A 13,495-nucleotide genomic window follows, 5' to 3' on the forward strand; every position below is an offset into this window, starting at 1 on the left:
TTACTTTATTATTCTCAACACTTAATTTTAAATTTTATAAAAATCTAAACTCAAGTTTTACTCGACTCACTAAGTGGTTTGCTTGCCTCGCTAGGCGTTGCCTGCTCTGCCGTCTCAGTAGGGTCGCATTATAGGGAGATCCGAAAACAGATCAACCCTTTTTTGAAGAAAACTTGAAAAAACATACTGTTCGATGAGTATTTGAGCTAAACGCTCAAAAACACAACTAATAGTAAGCTTTATTTATGTAATAGCGCCATTTTACTAAGTGTATGATGATAAATATCTTTCTAGTGCTTATTTGAAAGGAAATTATGGTAACAACCATATTAGCTTATGATTTTTCTTAGGTTTAACGTTACCGTTTTTATAGCAATGCTACTCACTTCGCTGAATCATTAATGTAATAGAGCTGTGTTTTGGAGCACTTGAGATTAGTGGTAAATGGGTAATAGGTAATAGGTAATAGGTAATAGGTAAATATAATAATGCAGAAGTTTAATTTGTAAATTTCAGGCATTAAAAAGCCGAGCATAAGCTCGGCTTTTAGGTTTCTTTAAGACTTACTCTGCAGACTGTGCGTCTTCTTGAACTTCTTCGCTAGTCGCTGGGCGACCAACTAGTTCAATATAAGCCATTGGTGCATTATCACCAGTACGGAAGCCACACTTAAGAATACGAGTGTAACCACCTGGACGATCCGCGTTACGTGGACCGATTTCACTGAATAATTTACCAACAACTTCATTGTCGCGTGTGCGAGCAAACGCTAAACGGCGGTTTGCTACACTGTCAGTCTTAGCCAGTGTGATTAAAGGTTCAATTACACGACGTAACTCTTTCGCTTTTGGCAAAGTAGTTTTGATGATTTCATGTTTCACCAAAGAACCTGCCATATTGCTGAACATCGCTTTACGATGGCTACTGTTACGGTTTAATTGACGACCACTCTTACGATGGCGCATGACCCTATCCTTCTAACTAAACTAATATAGTGATTTAGATTATTCAGCTAAACTTGCAGGTGGCCAGTTTTCTAGGCGCATACCTAGAGAAAGACCACGTGAAGCTAGCACGTCTTTAATTTCAGTTAGAGACTTCTTACCTAAATTAGGCGTTTTAAGAAGCTCAACCTCAGTGCGCTGAACTAAATCACCGATATATTGAATTTGCTCGGCTTTCAAACAATTTGCTGAGCGTACTGTTAGTTCAAGATCATCGACTGGACGAAGCAGAATAGGATCGAATTCTGGTTTCTCTTCTTTCTCTTCTGGCTCAGTTACATCGCGTAAATCTACGAATGCATCTAATTGCTCAGCTAAGATAGTAGACGCACGGCGGATCGCTTCTTCAGGATCTAATGTACCGTTTGTTTCCATATCAATGATTAATTTGTCTAAATCTGTACGTTGCTCAACTCGAGCTGATTCAACCGAGTACGCAATACGTTCAACTGGGCTGAATGATGCATCAAGCAACAATCTACCAATTGGACGCTCATCGTCATCAGAGGATAAACGACTAGATGCCGGCACATAACCACGACCGCGCTCAACACGAATACGCATGCTGATCTCGCTGTTACCTGTAGTTAAATTACAGATAACGTGATCTGGATTAGCAATAGTTACATCGCCATCGTGCTGAATATCAGCCGCAGTAACAGGGCCTACACCAGATTTGGTCAGGGTCAGAAAAACTTCATCTTTGCCTTCTAACGTTACTGCTAAACCTTTAAGGTTTAATAGTATTTCAATGATGTCTTCTTGAACGCCTTCTTTCGCGCTGTACTCATGTAATACACCGTCGATTTCTACTTCAGTTACTGCACATCCAGGCATAGATGAAAGTAATATACGGCGTAAAGCATTACCCAGAGTGTGACCAAAGCCACGCTCTAATGGCTCTAAAACTATTTTAGAACGCGTTGGGTTGATAGCGTCGATGTCGACTAACCTTGGTTTTAGAAATTCTGTAACAGAACCCTGCATTTTATCCTCTCTTAACTCTTAACTTTACTTAGAGTAAAGTTCGACGATTAGTTGTTCATTAATGTCCGCAGACAGGTCTGAACGCTCAGGTAGACGCTTAAAGCTGCCTTCCAATTTCTTACCGTCAACTTCAACCCAAGTCGGCTTTTCACGTTGCTCAGCCAACTCTAGAGCAGCGATGATACGTGCTTGTGTCTTAGACTTCTCACGGATTACTACAGTATCTTCTGGAGTAATTACGTATGAAGGAATGTTCACAACACGACCATTAACTAGAATCGCTTTATGGCTTACTAACTGACGTGCTTCAGCGCGTGTGCTAGCAAAACCCATGCGATATACAACATTGTCTAAACGTTGCTCTAAAAGCTGTAACAAGTTTTCACCTGTATTACCTTTAAGGCGAGCAGCTTCTTTATAGTAGTTACGGAATTGCTTTTCTAGTACACCGTAGATACGACGAACTTTTTGCTTTTCACGTAATTGTAAACCGTAATCAGATAGACGACCTTTACGAGCGCCGTGCTGACCAGGTGCAGTCTCAAGTTTACACTTAGAGTCGATAGCTCTTACGCCGCTCTTAAGGAACAGGTCAGTACCTTCACGACGACTCAGCTTGAGCTTAGGGCCCAAATATCTTGCCATGTTATTTCTCCTAACCTATTGTTAAACGCGACGTTTCTTCGGTGGACGACAACCATTATGTGGTATTGGCGTCACGTCAGTAATGTTGGTAATACGGTAACCAGCAGCATTCAAAGCACGTACGGCAGATTCACGACCTGGACCTGGACCTTTGATGAAAACTTCTAGATTTTTTAAACCGTATTCTTGAGCAGCAGTACCTGCACGCTCTGCAGCAACCTGAGCAGCAAATGGTGTAGATTTACGTGAACCACGGAAACCTGAACCACCGGCAGTAGCCCATGATAGTGCATTACCTTGACGGTCGGTAATCGTTACAATAGTGTTGTTGAAAGAAGCATGAACATGAGCCATACCATCAGCAACTTGTTTTTTAACCTTTTTACGACGAATTGGTGTCTTAGCCATAATACTATCCCCTTATCGCTTAATAGGCTTACGAGGACCCTTACGGGTACGCGCGTTAGTCTTAGTTCTTTGACCACGTAGTGGTAAAGAGCGACGGTGACGTAGGCCACGGTAACAACCAAGGTCCATAAGGCGCTTGATATTTAATGTAACTTCACGACGAAGGTCACCTTCAACAGTGTACTTGCCAACTGCATCACGCAGTACGTCAAGTGTTTCGTCAGAAAGTTCACCGATTTTTGTGGTTTCGGCGATACCAGTCGCTGCTAAGATAGCCTTAGAGCGAGTCTTACCTATGCCATAAATAGCTGTTAAACCAATAACTGCATGTTTATGATCAGGGACGTTAATGCCAGCAATACGGGCCACTAACACATCTCCTATATTCGAATTTGGTAATCAAAAGTTTGAAAAGCCCGTAAGGATACTCAAACGAAGACCAAATCACTACTAAAAACACAGGCCGAGAAATCTCAGCCTGCACGACTGTTTACTTAGCCTTGCCTTTGCTTATGCTTAGGCTCACTGCAAATTACGCGTACTACACCAGCACGTTTAATAACTTTACAGTTACGGCATATTTTCTTAACGGAAGCACGTACTTTCATTGCTCAACTCCGTAAACTGACCTTATCGACCGTAGCCTTTAAGGTTCGCTTTTTTCAGCACAGAATCATACTGATGAGACATCAGGTGAGTCTGTACTTGTGCCATAAAGTCCATGATTACAACAACGATAATCAAAATTGATGTACCGCCGAAATAGAATGGCGTTTGCCATGCCATAGTCATGAATTCGGGCACCAGACAGATAAAGGTTATATACAAAGCACCTGCCAATGTCAGGCGTGTCATCACTTTATCAATGTATTTAGATGTCTGCTCACCTGGACGAATACCTGGGATAAATGCGCCAGATTTCTTAAGGTTATCTGCAGTTTCACGAGGGTTAAACACCAACGCTGTATAGAAAAAGCAGAAGAAGATAATTGCCGCAGCTAATACAAGTGAGTACAAAGGTTGACCTGGAGTCAACGTTGTAGCAACAGCTTGTAATGCATCAGCGACAGGACCTTCACCTTGGCCGAACCAGCTAGCAATTGTACCAGGGAACAGAATTATACTACTAGCAAAGATTGGTGGAATAACACCCGCCATGTTTACTTTTAGTGGTAAATGCGTGCTTTGAGCAGCAAATACTTGACGACCTTGTTGGCGTTTAGCGTAGTTAACAACAATACGTCGTTGTCCACGTTCGAAAAACACTACAAGATAAGTAACAGCGAATACTATAACCGCAACCATCAGTAGTACAAAAACATTCAAATCACCTTGGCGCGCCATTTCGACTGTCGAACCAATAGCAGACGGCAAGTTAGCTACAATACCAACAAATATTAGAACTGAAATACCGTTACCGATACCACGTTCTGTTATTTGTTCACCCAACCACATAAGGAACATAGTACCAGTTACTAAGCTCACCACAGCGGTGAAATAGAAACCCATACCCGGATTAACAACTAACCCGTTCATCATGCCCGGTAAGCTAGTAGCAATACCGATAGATTGGATAGTAGCTAGCACAAGCGTGCCGTAGCGTGTGTACTGGCTAATTTTTTTACGCCCTTGCTCACCTTCTTTCTTAAGCTCTATAAACGGAGGATACATATGCGTTAATAGTTGCGTAATAATCGAAGCCGAGATATACGGCATAATACCCAGCGCTAACACTGAAGCTCGCTCAAGTGCACCACCACTGAACATGTTGAACATTTCAACAATGGTGCCCTTTTGTTGCTCGAAGAAATCGGCAAGTACAGCGGCGTCAATCCCAGGGATCGGCACAAATGAACCTAGACGGTAAATTATGATAGCGCCCAATACGAAGAGTAATCGACGCTTCAATTCCGAAAGCCCACCTTGTGCACTTTGTGTATCTTGACCTGGTTTAGCCATTTGTACTTCCTTAGTCTTCTACCTTGCCTCCGGCAGCTTCAATAGCTTCGCGTGCACCCTTAGAGGCTTTAAGGCCTTTAAGTGTAACAGCGCGTGAAACTTCACCAGATTTAACAACTTTAACGAAAAGAACGTTCTTTTTAACTAGACCAGCTGCTTGTAACGCGCTTAGGTCTACCACATCGCCTTCAACTTTAGCGATTTCAAAAAGGTTAACTTCTGCAGATACTAACGATTTGCGTGAAGTAAAACCAAATTTAGGTAGACGACGTTGCATAGGCATTTGACCGCCTTCAAAACCAACGCGTACTTTACCGCCAGAACGTGACTTTTGACCTTTGTGACCACGGCCACCAGTCTTACCAAGACCAGAACCGATACCACGACCAACACGTTTAGGGGCAGTTTTTGAACCTGCAGCAGGTGAAAGTGTATTCAAATGCATGAAATTAACCCTCTACCTTAACCATGTAAGAAACCTTGTTTATCATACCACGTACACATGCTGTGTCTTCTAACTCAACAGTGTGATTGATACGACGTAAACCAAGACCGCGTAATGTAGCTTTATGCTTCGGTAAACGACCGATAGAGCTTTTTACTTGTGTTACTTTTACAGTTTGATTAGCCATGGTTACCCCAGTATTTCTTCTACGCGAAGGCCACGTTTTGCAGCGATAGACTGTGGAGAATTCATATTCTCAAGAGCCGAAATCGTTGCACGTACTACGTTGATTGGGTTAGTAGAACCGTAACATTTAGATAGTACGTTCTGAACACCAGTCACTTCTAGTACTGCACGCATAGCACCACCTGCGATGATACCAGTACCTTCAGAGGCTGGTTTCATGAACACTAGTGAGCCAGCATGACGTCCCTTAACAGGATGCTGTAATGTATTGCCATTTAGGTCTACATTGATCATGTTGCGACGTGCTTTTTCCATTGCTTTTTGAATAGCAGCTGGAACTTCACGTGCTTTACCATAACCAAAACCTACTTTACCTGCGCCGTCACCAACTACAGTTAGTGCAGTAAAGCTAAAGATACGACCACCTTTAACTACTTTAGACACACGGTTTACCGCGATTAGCTTTTCAGCTAGATCAGGCTGTTGTTGCTTTGCTTCTACGTTAGCCATTGTCTACTCCTAGAATTGCAAACCGGCTTCACGCGCAGCATCAGCTAGCGCCTTCACACGGCCGTGATATTTAAAGCCACTGCGATCAAAAGCAATCTTTTCGATGCCTTTGTCAGCCGCACGTTCAGCAACCGCTTTGCCAACTGCTTGCGCAGCTTCAACGTTACCGGTGCCTTTAACTGTTTCGCTAATAGCCTTCTCAACAGTAGAAGCAGCAGCCAGTACATTACCCTCAGCATTAATTACTTGAGCGTAAATGTGACGTGGCGTGCGGTGGATAACAAGACGCGTTGTGCCTTGTTCAATATAATTTCTACGAGTGCGTTTAGCACGACGTAGACGAGCTGTTTTTTTATCCATCGTCTTACCTTACTTCTTCTTAGCCTCTTTACGGCGTACATTCTCATCTGAATAGCGAACACCTTTACCTTTATAAGGCTCAGGTTTACGATATGCACGAATGTTAGCAGCTGTTTGACCAACTAACTGCTTATCTACGCCCTTAACTAGAACTTCTGTTTGGCTTGGAGTTTCAATCGTAATTCCTTCAGGAACTGCGAAATTAACTGGGTGTGAGAAGCCAAGTGTTAAGTCTAAAACTTTACCCTTAGCTGCAGCACGGTAACCAACGCCTACTAACTGAAGTTTCTTCTCGTAACCTTCATGCGTACCAACAACCATGTTGTTGATTAGAGCGCGAGCAGTACCTGCTTGTGCCCATGCATTTGCTACGCCTTCACGAGGTAAAGTTGTAATAACGTTGTCGTTAACTTGTACTTCAACTGCGTCGTTGATAGTACGAGTAAGTTCACCGTTTTTGCCTTTAACTGTGATTTCCTGGCCTTTCAATGTAACTTCTACACCGGCAGGAACATTAATTGGTGCCTTTGCTATGCGAGACATAGTTCCCCTCCGATTAAGCTACAAAGCCAATGATTTCACCACCAACACCAGCACTACGTGCTGCGCGGTCTGTCATTAGGCCTTTAGAAGTTGATACGATAGCGATACCAAGACCACCCATTACCTTCGGTAATTCGTCACGTTTCTTATAGATACGTAAACCAGGGCGACTTACACGCTGGATATTTTCAATTACAGCTTTGCCTTCGAAGTACTTCAACTCGATAGAAAGCTCAGGTTTAACTTCACCGTTAACTGCGTAGTCTACGATGTAACCTTCGTCTTTTAGTACTTTAGCTAATGCTACTTTCAGCTTTGAAGTTGGCATCGTTACAGATACTTTCTTCGCTGATTGACCGTTACGGATACGTGTGAACAAATCCGCGATAGGATCTTGCAAGCTCATAGTCTTACTCCCATGATTCTATTACCAGCTAGCCTTTTTAAGGCCAGGAATTTCACCGCGCATAGCTGCTTCGCGAACTTTAATACGGCTCATGCCGAATTTGCGAAGGAAACCATGTGGGCGGCCCGTAATGTTACAACGATTACGTTGACGTGCAGGGCTAGAATCACGAGGTAAAGCTTGTAGCTTAAGTACCGCGTCCCAACGATCATCTTCAGATGTATTAACATCACTGATGATAGCTTTTAGTGCAGCACGCTTTTCAGCATACTGAGCAACTAGTTTTGTGCGCTTTGCTTCGCGCGCTTTCATAGAATTCTTTGCCATAACCCTACCCTTATTTCTTAAATGGGAAGTTAAACGCTTCTAACAACGCACGGCCTTCCTCATCAGATTTCGCAGAAGTAGTGATAGTGATATCCATACCGCGTACACGGTCTACTTTATCGTAATCGATTTCTGGGAAGATGATTTGTTCACGTACGCCCATGCTGTAGTTACCACGTCCATCAAAAGACTTAGCACTTACGCCACGGAAGTCACGAATACGTGGGATAGCGATTGATACCAAACGCTCAAAAAAGTCCCACATACGCTCGCCGCGTAGGGTTACTTTACAACCAATTGGGTAGCCTTCACGCACTTTAAAGCCAGCAACAGATTTGCGTGCTTTAGTGATTAAAGGTTTCTGACCAGAGATTGCAGTTAAATCAGCTACAGCGTGATCTAAAATTTTCTTGTCAGCTAGGGCTTCGCCCACGCCCATATTTAATGTGATCTTTTCGATCTGAGGGACTTGCATGACAGAGCTGAAACCAAACTTCTCTTGAAGTTCAGCTACTACTTTGTCTTTATATACTTCATGCAGTTTCGCCATCATTCTACTCCAACTATTAGATAGTTTTACCAGTAGATTTAAAGATACGTAATTTCTTACCATCTTCAATCTTGAAACCTACACGATCTGCTTTACTCGTTTCCGAGTTGAAGATCGCAACGTTTGATGCGTCCATAGACGCTTCTTTCTCAACAATGCCGCCAGCTTGGTTCAATTGTGGAACCGGCTTTTGGTGTTTCTTGATCAAGTTTATGCCTTCGACAAAGATTCGACCAGATTCAGTAACAACTGAAAGCACTTTACCGCGCTTACCTTTGTCTTTACCTGCTAGTACGATTACTTCGTCACCACGACGGATTTTTGCTGCCATGATTGGCTCCTTACAGTACTTCTGGGGCTAGTGAAACGATTTTCATGAACTTGTCATTACGAAGTTCGCGAGTCACAGGGCCGAAAATACGTGTACCAATTGGCTGCAAGTTATCATTTAAGATAACAGCCGCGTTGCTGTCGAAACGGATCAGAGAACCATCTGGACGGCGAACACCTTTTCTGGTACGCACAACTACCGCGTTTTTAACATCACCTTTCTTCACTTTACCGCGAGGAATAGCTTCTTTTACAGAAACTTTAATGATGTCGCCAATCGCTGCGTAGCGACGGTGTGAACCACCAAGGACTTTTATACACTGCACTTTGCGAGCGCCGCTGTTATCAGCAACTTCCAGCTGAGTTTGCATTTGGATCATGTTAATGACCTCCGGTGTAGTAATTACAACGTGTCTTAAAATTGTTTAAAATCAAGACATTTCGATTAAATCCCACTCAAAAACAAACGAGTTGTCTCTTAAGGGCGGGCAATTGTACCAGCATTGAGCATGCAGCGATAGGTTATTTTTTAATTAATTTAAGGACTGAAGAAATTTTATTAACCTTGGTAAAGCTATGTGACTATTTTTTAAATGGTTATAAAATAAACAAGGCACTTAAAAAGTGCCTTGTTTATTTTACTAGTGGTTATTTAGCCAAATAGCCCTTTTAATTTGTCTTTTACTTTATCTTTGGCCTTTTCTTTCGCTTTTTCTTTTGCGTCATCGAGTTTCTTTTTAGCTTCATCTTTTAGGGCATTACTTACATCTAAGTTTATACCCACATCGTGAAATGGTCCTTTTATACGCAATGGTATTTTAAAGCCTGTACTGTCATCGGTTGTGCCTTGACCCTCAATTGAATCCACAATGCCCGTTACCAAGCGGTAATCTACTTTAGTGAAGGGTAAATCCACATCCCCTTCACCGGAAATACGAATTAAAGGACTTATTAGCGACAGGTCTTTATTCTTACCTACGCCGTTTATAAAATCAAAGCTACCAGTAAGCGCAGAAAAGTCTGTTTGCTCAGCGTCTTCAAAACCAGTATCTAAACCCTCTGAAGCTGCGCCAAAGTTCCCTGATATAATTTCTTTACCTTTGCGAACCATTTCAGCGACATTCGCTCCTTTTACCGCACCATCTGCAAATTTAAATCCTAATTGGCCATTAAGTGCACTTATAAACGATTTTTGACTTTGTCCAACTGTAGATAAATTCCAATTTAAAGAGCCTTTACCGAGTAACTTGTCAAAACCAGTTGCATCAGTTAATAACGGCTGTGCATCAATATCTGTTAAATTAAAGTTTGTAGCTATCTTATAAGGAGCATTTTGAGCATCAATAGTAATTACACCTTTACCAGCGCCTTCATACGCTGAAAAACTGTCTAAGCTTAATTTAGCCACACCCTTGTTAATCGCCACTGTAAATTGATTTGCACCAAGCTCAATATCGTTTGCTTTTAAACCGCTTGAACGAATAACTACATTAGCATCTAGTGCATTTAATGCGCTTAAATCAATTTTCGTATCGTCCCATACAATTGGCTGTGCAGGCTTAGATTCTTTACTTTCGGGTTCTTGCTGTTTTGCTACGGCTTCTGGTAAGTAAGGGTTTAAATCGAGCATGCCCAAGTCAATATCAGCATTAACGGCCAATCGACCTCCTAAATTAAGCTCACTCTTACCTTTTATTTCTAGCTCATCTAATGTAGCGATTAACTGTTCAAGATTAAAAGTTTCACCTGCAAGATGCATTTTACCGTTTACACTAAAGGCATTAAACGCGTTTTCTTTGGCGTTTAAGTCTACCCCTTGCCAAGTTGCTAGGTCTTTAACAGAGTTACCACTGAGCGCTAATTCACCTTTTATATCTTGCCCCTGCTGAGCAATATCCCCATTGAAAGTTAAGTTAACTAAGCGTGAGTCAAGACTTTGCGTGACTTTGAATGTAGAGCCTTCGATTGCTTTAGCTGGTGTATCTAATGTTATATCCAGCTCAAAACGCTCTTGCATATAAGTAATACCGCCTTTAACTTCTAATGTTTTGCGAAGAGAAGGGAGTAAAATAGCTAACTCTAAATCACTAATTTGTTGCTTCGCGCCAGTTACTCCATCAAGGTAAGTAAACTTCCCGCCATAAATAGCGACCTCACCCAGCTCAATATCAAAGCTAGCAGGCAGCTTAATTGCCTCACCAGGCTCAGCTTGCTCTGTTGGTTTTTCTGCTACCGCATCAAACAACTGCCAGTTAGCTTTACCATTCTTATCTGTTTCTAATAAAATATCGGGTTCGTTAATTACAAACTTATCAAGCTTAAATTCACCGCCAAATAATGAAAACCAAGGTATATGTATCGCTAACTGCTGCATACTTGCCATATCAGCTCGCGAACCTGTTTGCATATTAGCAAAGTGGACATCATTCAACTCTAACTTTAGTGCAGGAAACACACTAAGCGTTTTATCACCATTAATTGTTAGCGTTCTTCCCGTCGTTTTTTGAACTTCCTCTGATACTTTATTAAAAATGGTATCGGTAGGAATTAAAAAAGGTGCTGCAACAATTAACGCAATACAAAGAAAGAGTATTACACCAAAAATTTTGAGTAAGGTTTTCATGTTCGTCCTTTAAGCGGTCAAATTATGTTTTTATCATAGCGAGTGTTAAGCCTAAAAGCATTGCTGTAGATAAAAAAAGCTCATAAAAGCAGTTTACTTATTTCATATGAATCGTTCCTGAAACATTTTGATACCTTTAGGTTACAAAAAATAATTGACTCATTGATACCTCAAGGTTGCATTGACACCCTGAGGTTACATAATGTTAAATTTTAAAAGGAAATGATATATGTCAAATCATGATATTAAAAATGAAGAAAAGTTTATGGGCCAAAATGCTTGGTTTTCATTATTCATGGGAGTCACTTTATTAATCATCAGTGTTTACCCACTGCTTACTCAAACATCAGCCCCGCTGTTGTTTTTTGGTACTGCTGCTTTTTTAGGTTCATTCTGTATGTTTGTGATCAGAGGCGGGTTTACATGGAAAATGAAATACCACCTTAACCTACAAAGATGAGTACTTAAACACCATCGACACCATTGCCTATAAACATGTAGTCCTTGGCTTACTTTTTAGCATGGGTGGCGTTTACTTATTCTCAGATGATTTGGCTTTAGAAGTGTCTCACACCATGATGGCCTCGTTTTATCTTGCTGTAATGTGTTTAATATATGGCGTATCAATTCTTTGGCAAAGCAAAGATTAGGAACAAAAGTGCAAAATAACATTGCAAAATTTCGTAAAGAGGCAGGGCTTTCGCAGCAAGAACTTGCCGATGCTGTAAGCGTATCGCGTAAAACAATAAGCACTGTAGAAACAAATCGATTTACGCCATCGGTCATTATAGCGCTTAAAATTGCAGCTAACTTTAACGTGCCCGTTGAGAGCCTCTTTATATTAGATGAGGCTGATTAATAACCGAGCAGGTTAGATTAACCCCGATTTTAAACACCATAATACTGCAGCGCGCAGGACAGCGCTGTTGTTATTAGCGTATTTGAGCTAAAATACACAATGCTAATACATATATATAAATCCGGAGTATCTACAAGGCATGAAAAAACTGCTAATTTCACCGTCAAAAATGACACTAGGCGAGCAAGAAAATCAAATCTATCAGAACATTCTGAAACAATCTTCAGAATTAAGCCTTAACCTTATGGCCGTGAAAGTAGAAAACCATCCTGATGATTTTTTACCTTGGTGTTACGAGCTATTAAACGCAAGCAGAGATCGTATTAACTACGATTTACTTGAGCCGCAACAGCTACCTGTTCTTAAAAAACTACATGATCAGCTTATTTCGGCTATCAGCTTTTTACAAGTTAAAACGCTTCGTGTAGCCCCTTGGCCTGTGGTAAGTGTATTTATAGAGCAACATAAAGACGTTATTGCACTTGATGAACAACTTCGTTTAGCAAGTTACGTAAAAAGTATTCGTGAGCAATCATTAAAAGACATGATCCCTGAAGACCTTCTTGCTTTTACTGGCAAGCATATGGCTTCACTTGATCCAAGCACTTACGATTTTGATGTTGAGTGGTTTGCATCAACTAAGAGTGCTAAAGTTTTCCACCAACTCATTGGTGATTTACCGGGTGCGTTTGATGACGCACTGGCTAATATTCCTCTTGAAGGTGACATTACCCATTACGAGTACCAACAGTTTGTAGCTGCTTATAGCAAAATATTTACTGATAGCAGTGAAAAGCCAACTCTTGCTCCGGCAACACGACTACTTGCAATGCGTCGCCCTGATATTTTTACGCCAATCACAAATAGTCGTTTAGATGCATTATGCGCAGCACTTGCGGTTACAAAACTTAAAAATAGTGATTTTGAGCGTTACTGGCAAGATATTGTAAAAGGCATTCAAGCTATGTCATGGTACAAAATGGCAAATGCTTCAAATGAATTAGAAGAGCAACTAGTGTCAATTAAAGCGCTTATACCGTGCTTTTTTTACTACGCGGATAACAAAACACCAGATAGCTCTAACTATATTAAATTACTTAATAAACCAAAGCGTAGCACCACTAAAACGGGTAAAACACAACGCAGAGGTAAAGAGTCTGCTGAAATTTTAGTTGACCGCGCTTTGGCTGCCGATGATATTCCTGAGCATATTCGTAGCAAACGCGACTCAATAATCAGCGAAGTTCAAAAAGGTCGCAGTGTAAACGAAACAATTAGTCTAATGCGCACCATATTTGGCTAAATAATTCTAAACAAGCTGTACTTTCATGGTGCAGCTTGATTATTTTATGC

General features: G+C 41.3%; 21 protein-coding genes. 3 read left to right on the forward strand and 18 right to left on the reverse strand.

What is annotated here, in order from left to right; translation table 11 throughout:
- Positions 1–563: 563 nt before the first annotated feature.
- From rplQ to CWB65_RS11215, 18 genes are all read right to left on the reverse strand, one after another.
- Entirely contained in the window at positions 564–965 is a 402-nt protein-coding gene (gene rplQ, locus CWB65_RS11130) for a 50S ribosomal protein L17 (protein WP_006794892.1), read from the reverse strand.
- Positions 966–1,004: 39 nt separating this feature from the next.
- Positions 1,005–1,991: a DNA-directed RNA polymerase subunit alpha gene (locus tag CWB65_RS11135; RefSeq protein ID WP_008127834.1), complete on the reverse strand. Its 987-nt coding sequence runs from the start codon at positions 1,989–1,991 to the stop codon at positions 1,005–1,007.
- Positions 1,992–2,015: 24 nt separating this feature from the next.
- Positions 2,016–2,636 carry a 30S ribosomal protein S4 gene (rpsD, locus tag CWB65_RS11140; protein ID WP_002959461.1) on the reverse strand — a complete coding sequence of 207 codons (621 nt, stop codon included), beginning with the start codon at positions 2,634–2,636 and terminating at the stop codon, positions 2,016–2,018.
- Positions 2,637–2,657: 21 nt separating this feature from the next.
- Positions 2,658–3,044, reverse strand: coding sequence for a 30S ribosomal protein S11 (rpsK, locus tag CWB65_RS11145; RefSeq protein WP_002959471.1), 387 nt, complete (start codon positions 3,042–3,044; stop codon positions 2,658–2,660).
- Between the two features lie 12 nt (positions 3,045–3,056).
- On the reverse strand, positions 3,057–3,413 hold the full coding sequence (gene rpsM, locus CWB65_RS11150) for a 30S ribosomal protein S13 (protein WP_006794252.1): 357 nt from the start codon (positions 3,411–3,413) through the stop codon (positions 3,057–3,059).
- Positions 3,414–3,538: 125 nt separating this feature from the next.
- Positions 3,539–3,652, reverse strand: a complete 114-nt coding sequence (rpmJ, locus tag CWB65_RS11155; RefSeq protein WP_002959476.1) for a 50S ribosomal protein L36 — start codon at positions 3,650–3,652, stop codon at positions 3,539–3,541.
- A 22-nt stretch (positions 3,653–3,674) separates the two neighbouring features.
- Positions 3,675–5,003, reverse strand: a complete 1,329-nt coding sequence (secY, locus tag CWB65_RS11160; RefSeq protein WP_006794251.1) for a preprotein translocase subunit SecY — start codon at positions 5,001–5,003, stop codon at positions 3,675–3,677.
- Between the two features lie 10 nt (positions 5,004–5,013).
- On the reverse strand, positions 5,014–5,448 hold the full coding sequence (gene rplO, locus CWB65_RS11165; protein WP_006794250.1) for a 50S ribosomal protein L15: 435 nt from the start codon (positions 5,446–5,448) through the stop codon (positions 5,014–5,016).
- Positions 5,449–5,452: 4 nt separating this feature from the next.
- Positions 5,453–5,635: a 50S ribosomal protein L30 gene (rpmD, locus tag CWB65_RS11170; RefSeq protein WP_002959482.1), complete on the reverse strand. Its 183-nt coding sequence runs from the start codon at positions 5,633–5,635 to the stop codon at positions 5,453–5,455.
- 2 nt (positions 5,636–5,637) lie between these two features.
- On the reverse strand, positions 5,638–6,144 hold the full coding sequence (gene rpsE, locus CWB65_RS11175) for a 30S ribosomal protein S5 (protein ID WP_006794249.1): 507 nt from the start codon (positions 6,142–6,144) through the stop codon (positions 5,638–5,640).
- Between the two features lie 9 nt (positions 6,145–6,153).
- Positions 6,154–6,504, reverse strand: coding sequence for a 50S ribosomal protein L18 (rplR, locus tag CWB65_RS11180; RefSeq protein ID WP_006794248.1), 351 nt, complete (start codon positions 6,502–6,504; stop codon positions 6,154–6,156).
- A gap of 9 nt (positions 6,505–6,513) precedes the next feature.
- Positions 6,514–7,047: a 50S ribosomal protein L6 gene (rplF, locus tag CWB65_RS11185; protein ID WP_006794247.1), complete on the reverse strand. Its 534-nt coding sequence runs from the start codon at positions 7,045–7,047 to the stop codon at positions 6,514–6,516.
- Between the two features lie 13 nt (positions 7,048–7,060).
- On the reverse strand, positions 7,061–7,453 hold the full coding sequence (gene rpsH / locus CWB65_RS11190; protein WP_006794246.1) for a 30S ribosomal protein S8: 393 nt from the start codon (positions 7,451–7,453) through the stop codon (positions 7,061–7,063).
- Positions 7,454–7,474: 21 nt separating this feature from the next.
- On the reverse strand, positions 7,475–7,780 hold the full coding sequence (gene rpsN / locus CWB65_RS11195; protein WP_006794245.1) for a 30S ribosomal protein S14: 306 nt from the start codon (positions 7,778–7,780) through the stop codon (positions 7,475–7,477).
- Positions 7,781–7,790: 10 nt separating this feature from the next.
- Complete coding sequence (gene rplE / locus CWB65_RS11200) at positions 7,791–8,330, reverse strand: 50S ribosomal protein L5 (RefSeq protein ID WP_006794244.1); 540 nt, start codon at positions 8,328–8,330, stop codon at positions 7,791–7,793.
- A 16-nt stretch (positions 8,331–8,346) separates the two neighbouring features.
- On the reverse strand, positions 8,347–8,661 hold the full coding sequence (rplX, locus tag CWB65_RS11205; RefSeq protein WP_006794243.1) for a 50S ribosomal protein L24: 315 nt from the start codon (positions 8,659–8,661) through the stop codon (positions 8,347–8,349).
- A gap of 10 nt (positions 8,662–8,671) precedes the next feature.
- The gene (rplN, locus tag CWB65_RS11210) at positions 8,672–9,040 is read right to left on the reverse strand and encodes a 50S ribosomal protein L14 (protein WP_002959498.1); all 369 of its coding nucleotides are present in this window, start codon (positions 9,038–9,040) and stop codon (positions 8,672–8,674) included.
- 272 nt (positions 9,041–9,312) lie between these two features.
- A complete protein-coding gene (locus tag CWB65_RS11215) occupies positions 9,313–11,283 on the reverse strand; it encodes an AsmA family protein (RefSeq protein WP_138740594.1) in 1,971 nt (656 codons plus the stop codon).
- A gap of 229 nt (positions 11,284–11,512) precedes the next feature.
- Here CWB65_RS11215 and CWB65_RS20055 point away from each other — a divergent pair, with 229 nt between their 5' ends.
- From CWB65_RS20055 to CWB65_RS11230, 3 genes are all read left to right on the forward strand, one after another.
- The gene (locus tag CWB65_RS20055) at positions 11,513–11,743 is read left to right on the forward strand and encodes a hypothetical protein (protein ID WP_249365031.1); all 231 of its coding nucleotides are present in this window, start codon (positions 11,513–11,515) and stop codon (positions 11,741–11,743) included.
- A gap of 198 nt (positions 11,744–11,941) precedes the next feature.
- The gene (locus CWB65_RS11225) at positions 11,942–12,142 is read left to right on the forward strand and encodes a helix-turn-helix transcriptional regulator (RefSeq protein ID WP_138740595.1); all 201 of its coding nucleotides are present in this window, start codon (positions 11,942–11,944) and stop codon (positions 12,140–12,142) included.
- A gap of 139 nt (positions 12,143–12,281) precedes the next feature.
- Positions 12,282–13,445 carry a hypothetical protein gene (locus CWB65_RS11230; RefSeq protein WP_138740596.1) on the forward strand — a complete coding sequence of 388 codons (1,164 nt, stop codon included), beginning with the start codon at positions 12,282–12,284 and terminating at the stop codon, positions 13,443–13,445.
- Positions 13,446–13,495: the final 50 nt, after the last annotated feature.

Origin of the sequence: Pseudoalteromonas sp. S554, assembly GCF_005930865.1 — a bacterium.
Lineage (GTDB): Bacteria > Pseudomonadota > Gammaproteobacteria > Enterobacterales > Alteromonadaceae > Pseudoalteromonas > Pseudoalteromonas marina.

Excerpts from the sequence above, each read along its gene's own strand:
- rpmJ (WP_002959476.1), bottom strand. The coding sequence starts at position 3,652 with ATGAAAGTACGTGCTTCCGTTAAGAAAATATGCCGTAACTGTAAAGTT.
- rpmD (WP_002959482.1), bottom strand. The coding sequence starts at position 5,635 with ATGGCTAATCAAACTGTAAAAGTAACACAAGTAAAAAGCTCTATCGGT.
- rplF (WP_006794247.1), bottom strand. The coding sequence starts at position 7,047 with ATGTCTCGCATAGCAAAGGCACCAATTAATGTTCCTGCCGGTGTAGAA.
- CWB65_RS11135 (WP_008127834.1), bottom strand. The coding sequence starts at position 1,991 with ATGCAGGGTTCTGTTACAGAATTTCTAAAACCAAGGTTAGTCGACATC.
- rpsD (WP_002959461.1), bottom strand. The coding sequence starts at position 2,636 with ATGGCAAGATATTTGGGCCCTAAGCTCAAGCTGAGTCGTCGTGAAGGT.
- rplN (WP_002959498.1), bottom strand. The coding sequence starts at position 9,040 with ATGATCCAAATGCAAACTCAGCTGGAAGTTGCTGATAACAGCGGCGCT.
- rplO (WP_006794250.1), bottom strand. The coding sequence starts at position 5,448 with ATGCATTTGAATACACTTTCACCTGCTGCAGGTTCAAAAACTGCCCCT.
- rpsH (WP_006794246.1), bottom strand. The coding sequence starts at position 7,453 with ATGAGCTTGCAAGATCCTATCGCGGATTTGTTCACACGTATCCGTAAC.
- rplR (WP_006794248.1), bottom strand. The coding sequence starts at position 6,504 with ATGGATAAAAAAACAGCTCGTCTACGTCGTGCTAAACGCACTCGTAGA.
- rplE (WP_006794244.1), bottom strand. The coding sequence starts at position 8,330 with ATGGCGAAACTGCATGAAGTATATAAAGACAAAGTAGTAGCTGAACTT.
- secY (WP_006794251.1), bottom strand. The coding sequence starts at position 5,003 with ATGGCTAAACCAGGTCAAGATACACAAAGTGCACAAGGTGGGCTTTCG.
- CWB65_RS11230 (WP_138740596.1), top strand. The coding sequence starts at position 12,282 with ATGAAAAAACTGCTAATTTCACCGTCAAAAATGACACTAGGCGAGCAA.
- CWB65_RS20055 (WP_249365031.1), top strand. The coding sequence starts at position 11,513 with ATGTCAAATCATGATATTAAAAATGAAGAAAAGTTTATGGGCCAAAAT.
- rpsK (WP_002959471.1), bottom strand. The coding sequence starts at position 3,044 with ATGGCTAAGACACCAATTCGTCGTAAAAAGGTTAAAAAACAAGTTGCT.
- CWB65_RS11215 (WP_138740594.1), bottom strand. The coding sequence starts at position 11,283 with ATGAAAACCTTACTCAAAATTTTTGGTGTAATACTCTTTCTTTGTATT.
- rpsN (WP_006794245.1), bottom strand. The coding sequence starts at position 7,780 with ATGGCAAAGAATTCTATGAAAGCGCGCGAAGCAAAGCGCACAAAACTA.
- rplQ (WP_006794892.1), bottom strand. The coding sequence starts at position 965 with ATGCGCCATCGTAAGAGTGGTCGTCAATTAAACCGTAACAGTAGCCAT.
- rplX (WP_006794243.1), bottom strand. The coding sequence starts at position 8,661 with ATGGCAGCAAAAATCCGTCGTGGTGACGAAGTAATCGTACTAGCAGGT.
- rpsE (WP_006794249.1), bottom strand. The coding sequence starts at position 6,144 with ATGGCTAACGTAGAAGCAAAGCAACAACAGCCTGATCTAGCTGAAAAG.